The sequence below is a fragment of the Anaerolineae bacterium genome (assembly GCA_011176535.1).
Classification (GTDB): Bacteria; Chloroflexota; Anaerolineae; order Anaerolineales; family DRMV01; genus DUEP01.
This window is the reverse complement of sequence record DUEP01000114.1, coordinates 1-4,029: the sequence shown is the minus strand read 5'-3', so window position 1 is coordinate 4,029 and position 4,029 is coordinate 1. Positions and strand designations below refer to the sequence as shown.

At 62.0% G+C, this 4,029-nt stretch carries 5 protein-coding genes and 1 pseudogene; 1 reads left to right on the top strand and 5 read right to left on the bottom strand.

Annotation, left to right across the window (positions count from 1 at the left end):
• Nucleotides 1-45 precede the first annotated feature (45 nt).
• Nucleotides 46-200 (bottom strand): annotated as a pseudogene (locus G4O04_09975) (bacterioferritin).
• A gap of 225 nt (nt 201-425) precedes the next feature.
• On the opposite strand from G4O04_09975, the gene G4O04_09970 reads away from it, so the two are divergent.
• Nucleotides 426-1,049: a hypothetical protein gene (locus G4O04_09970; GenBank protein HEY58839.1), complete on the top strand. Its 624-nt coding sequence runs from the start codon at nt 426-428 to the stop codon at nt 1,047-1,049.
• A gap of 23 nt (nt 1,050-1,072) precedes the next feature.
• Here G4O04_09970 and G4O04_09965 read toward each other — a convergent pair whose 3' ends face one another.
• The 4 genes from G4O04_09965 to G4O04_09950 all read right to left on the bottom strand — a co-directional run.
• Entirely contained in the window at nt 1,073-1,933 is an 861-nt protein-coding gene (locus tag G4O04_09965; protein ID HEY58838.1) for a glycerophosphodiester phosphodiesterase, read from the bottom strand.
• 311 nt (nt 1,934-2,244) lie between these two features.
• Nucleotides 2,245-2,982, bottom strand: a complete 738-nt coding sequence (gene pssA / locus G4O04_09960; protein HEY58837.1) for a CDP-diacylglycerol--serine O-phosphatidyltransferase — start codon at nt 2,980-2,982, stop codon at nt 2,245-2,247.
• Nucleotides 2,983-2,999: 17 nt separating this feature from the next.
• The gene (locus G4O04_09955) at nt 3,000-3,668 is read right to left on the bottom strand and encodes a phosphatidylserine decarboxylase family protein (GenBank protein HEY58836.1); all 669 of its coding nucleotides are present in this window, start codon (nt 3,666-3,668) and stop codon (nt 3,000-3,002) included.
• On the bottom strand, nt 3,643-4,029 hold a 387-nt coding region (locus G4O04_09950; protein ID HEY58835.1), incomplete at its 5' end, for a sulfatase-like hydrolase/transferase. The genes G4O04_09950 and G4O04_09955, both read right to left, overlap by 26 nt.

Here is a 4,029-nt window from a genome sequence, read left to right as displayed (position 1 = left end):
GGAACCCTATCTCGTCGTCAGTGTGAGAAAAACGAAAAGCCCTGCATGGAGCATTTCCTGGATGGCGATGTCGAAGAACATTTGGGCGAGCAGGCTTAGCCCTGGTCGGCGCAATGAAAGTGGAAGTACATGTACTGGTGCACGGCCGAGAGTTCGTCGGCCACGCCTTTGTTGAGTAAGACGATGCTTTTTTCGTGCATAAGGCTCCTCCTACGGAAAAGAAAGTCACGGTCGAGCGTGTCACCCCTGAGTCTCACCCGCGTATGCGGATTGCGGGCCGACGGGCGGATTTGTTGGGGCCTTTGAGGCTTCCCGCCCGAATATATGATATCACCATCCCGGCCCGGTGCGTGATAAAATCTTTTAGCTTGTGGCCTGCCGAAGGGATAGGCCCTATTCCATTGCCATGTTTGGAGGGATGGGTGATGCCTTGGAGTCGTTGGTGGCGGCGATGGATAGCCCTGATCGTGTTTCTGCTGCTCGGAACGGTTTGCGTATCGCAGAGCGCACGGCCGTCCGCGACGGTGGTGGTACCCTCTGCCACGGCGACGGATACAGCACCTCCGCCGACTTCCACCTGGACCTGGACACCCTCGCCTATCTGGACCCCCAGCCCCACGCTCCCCCCTACGGTGACGCTCACGCCCACGGTCACGATGCCCCCAACTTATGCTTATGCCCCGCCCATTTTCAAGCAGGGGCAGGTCGATTTGACCGCAGGCACCAACTTCAATTTTGACGATGGGCAAATGGATGTGGAGGTGACCCCAGGGCCTGGCGTGATGCACGTCGGCGTGCGGGTGTTCTTCTACGGCCCCCTATATTTCTGGCCGCCCAACATTGCGGATTGTTACAATGCGCCCTACGACTCCAAGCGCAATGCGGTGGCTGATGCCGGGCGCTGGGTGGGCCTGAGTTTTTGCTACACCACCAACGAGGGCCGGGTGGGGGCGCTGCACATCGAGCGGGTGTACACCGGCGCCGATGGCCGTCCGCATTTGGTGTTCACCTATCTCACCTGGGCGGCCAAGCGGCCTTCCAACCCCTGAGCCACAGAGTCCGCCGAGCGCGTTCAGGGGCAGGTGGTGATGTCGTACCGGTCGGTGTCCGTTAGGATAACCCGCACTTCGTTGTGCCGCACCCAATGGCGCAGTTCTTCGGGGTCGTCCACGGTGAACAGATGGATACGGGCCCCCTTGAGCATCCACTGCACCATGGGGGTGTAAAAACGTGCATCCAATGAGATGGCCGAGAACCCCCAGCGGATGTAGTTGCGTTTGATGCGCACCAATGCCCGCCAGAGCCCCCAGGGGGTGTGGGGGAAGGCCTGCTCGTCAATGTTGAAGATCCAATAACTCGTGTGCAGGCCCGCTTGGGCAAAGTGCGCCAAGTTTTCGGGCGTGTCGGATTCGATGATGGCCCGTTGGCGTAAACCAAAGCGGTCGAGCAGTTGGACCATGTCTTGCGCAGCCTGCCGGGCCTCCTCAGGAGTCATGTAGTGGATGCTTTTCGTGTCCAGCCAGAAGTAGCCCCGGCTACCGACGGCAGCGAAGATTTCCGGGAGGGTCAGCCGCTGGTCAGGAGAGGTGTCGGGCCCGCGATCATAGCGGCCGATGTAGAATTCGTGGCGTTGCGGGTCGTAGCGCACATCCATTTCCACGCCGGGCGCGCCCAAATCGAAGGCCCGTTGGAAACTGGGGATGGTATTCTCGACGATTTTCGGCGGCTCAGGATGGCCGCGATGTCCCCAGACCTTGTGGCAGTCGGTGTAGAACACAGGATGCGGCTGACGGAACTGGACCTCGAGCCAGAGGTTGAACCCGACAAAGGCGAGCGCCGCCGTCACCCCCAGAGCCAACGCCCCGCGGACCAGTGGGTGCTGAAAAACGCGACGTATCTGGCTTTGGTACTGGTGGCCCAGGTAGGTGGCCATGAGGAGAAGGAGAAGCCCTACCCAGAGAAGCAGGCCCCGCTCAAACAAGGCGTCGGCCACGGCCAGATAGTGTTTCACGGGGAGGTGGTTGCGGTTGGGCATCAACCGTCGGGGCAGGCTGGCGGGCGCCTGGGTGTACATCCAGAGGATGGCTAGATGGGCCAGCCAGCGGCCCGGCGAAAAGAACAGCGCGCCCAGGGCCAGGAGGCCGCTGGTCCATCGCCAGCCGACTGGGGCCCGATCGCGGTAAATTAGGCTGAAGAAGAACAGACTCAGGAGAACGGCAAATAGCCAGAGGGCGGTCAGGGACATCAGGTTTCCTCGGCAGGGGGATGGCGTTGGGGTAGCAGAAGCCCGATCGGGCCGGAAAGAGCGTATCCCCCAAAGGTTATGGCCAGCGTCCAGTGGGGGGCGACCAGGATGAGCGTGACGAAGGCCGCAAAGCCGCCCACGAACCAGGAGATGCGAAAGGAATCGCGCGGAAGATGTTTGAAGTGCCGATAGGGCAAGGTGCTGATCATCAGCGCAGCCAGGGCTGGTGGCAGGAGCAGGGCGCCCCAATGAATCCAGACCGTTGAGGGGAGGGGCGTTTTGGTGGTGAGGAGGGAAAGGCCGGCCAAAGTGCCCGCGGCGCTGGGAGAAGGCAACCCCTGGAAGTGGTCCGTCGGTTGGCTGCTGTTGCTCTGGATGTTGAACCGCGCCAACCGTAACGCCGCGCCCACCACGAACAAGAAGCCGCTCAGCCAGCCCGCCCGGCCCCAGGGCGCCAGCACCAACTGGCCCCACAGGAAAGCCGGAGCCACCCCGAAGGTGATCACATCGGCCAGGGAATCGTACTCAATGCCGAAATCGGTGGCGATGCCCAGCCAGCGGGCCATTTGACCGTCCAACGAATCGAAGAGCAACCCAAGGAAGATCAGCGCCGCTGCTGGACGATAGGCCCCTTGAGAGGCCAGGATCAACGAGAGAAAACCGCACAACAGGTTGCCCGTGGTGAGCAGGCTGGGCAACACCGTGGAAGGACGCAAAGGTTTGTGTTCGGCGTTCATTGTCCGCCCCTCGCATCTTAGGCCGTGGGCCACCAGGCGATGGGCGTCTCGCCAGCGCGCACCCGTTGGCCAGGGGCCACTAAGGGCTGCGCTTCGACGGGGAGAAACACCTCGACCCGGGAGCCAAATCGAATGAGGCCAAAGCGTTCTCCGCGGCGGAGCGAGGCGCCGGGCGGGATCAAAGGCACCGTCCGCCGGGCCAGGACGCCCGCTATCTGAATCACCAGGGCCCGGCGCAGGTCGTCGGTTTCCAGGAAATACATGCGCCGTTCGTTGCGTTGCAGCGCCTCTTGATGATAAGCCGGCAAAAATTCACCGGGATGGTGCTCGATGCGCACCACATAGGCATCCAGCGGGGCGCGGTTGATGTGTACATCGTAGAGGCTCATGAAAATCCCGATGTGCCAGGCTGGCCCTTCGATCCAGCGCGGCTCTTCGGTTTGCTCGACCACGACCACTTCCCCGTCGGCCGGAGAAACCACCACCTGAGAGGCCTTGGGTGGGTAGCGGTCGGGGTCGCGAAAGAAATAGGCCAGGGCGGTGCTGAGAAAGGCGGCGGCCAGGGCGGCCTTGCGCCGGCCCCGCGCAGTAAAGAGGGTGGTGCCCAGCAGCCCGCCGAGCACCCAGGGCTTCCCTTGAGGGTGGATGCGCCAGCCGGGTTTAGGGCGTTTCGTGGTACTCCACATAAGGCAACTCCGTGTAGTCGTGGATGCGTCCCGGGCCCAGGCTGAGCACCTGGGTGCGGTAGGAGATGCCGGGATCCGGCTCCAGGCTTACCAGAAAACGGATTTGCAGGTTCAGGGTTTCGATGTTTACCAGTCGGCCCTGGGTGGCCTGGGCGATGGGGGCCAGGTCTTCGGGATGGGAAGCCCAGAAGACCAGGGGCACTCGATACTCTTCCTGGAAAGGATGCGCGTTGGCGTGCCCCCCTTGCTTGGGGGTGATCCATTCGCCGTGGTCCGAGGTGTAAATGAACAGCAGGTTTTCGCTGCGTTCCTGGAAAAGTTGGAAGATTTCCGCCAGCACCTGATCCGTGTAGTAAATGCT

Bases quoted from the DNA above. Each gene is read 5' to 3' on its own strand.
- G4O04_09970 (HEY58839.1), top strand. From the start codon at position 426: ATGCCTTGGAGTCGTTGGTGGCGGCGATGGATAGCCCTGATCGTGTTT.
- G4O04_09965 (HEY58838.1), bottom strand. From the start codon at position 1,933: ATGGCCACCTACCTGGGCCACCAGTACCAAAGCCAGATACGTCGCGTT.
- pssA (HEY58837.1), bottom strand. From the start codon at position 2,982: ATGAACGCCGAACACAAACCTTTGCGTCCTTCCACGGTGTTGCCCAGC.
- G4O04_09955 (HEY58836.1), bottom strand. From the start codon at position 3,668: ATGTGGAGTACCACGAAACGCCCTAAACCCGGCTGGCGCATCCACCCT.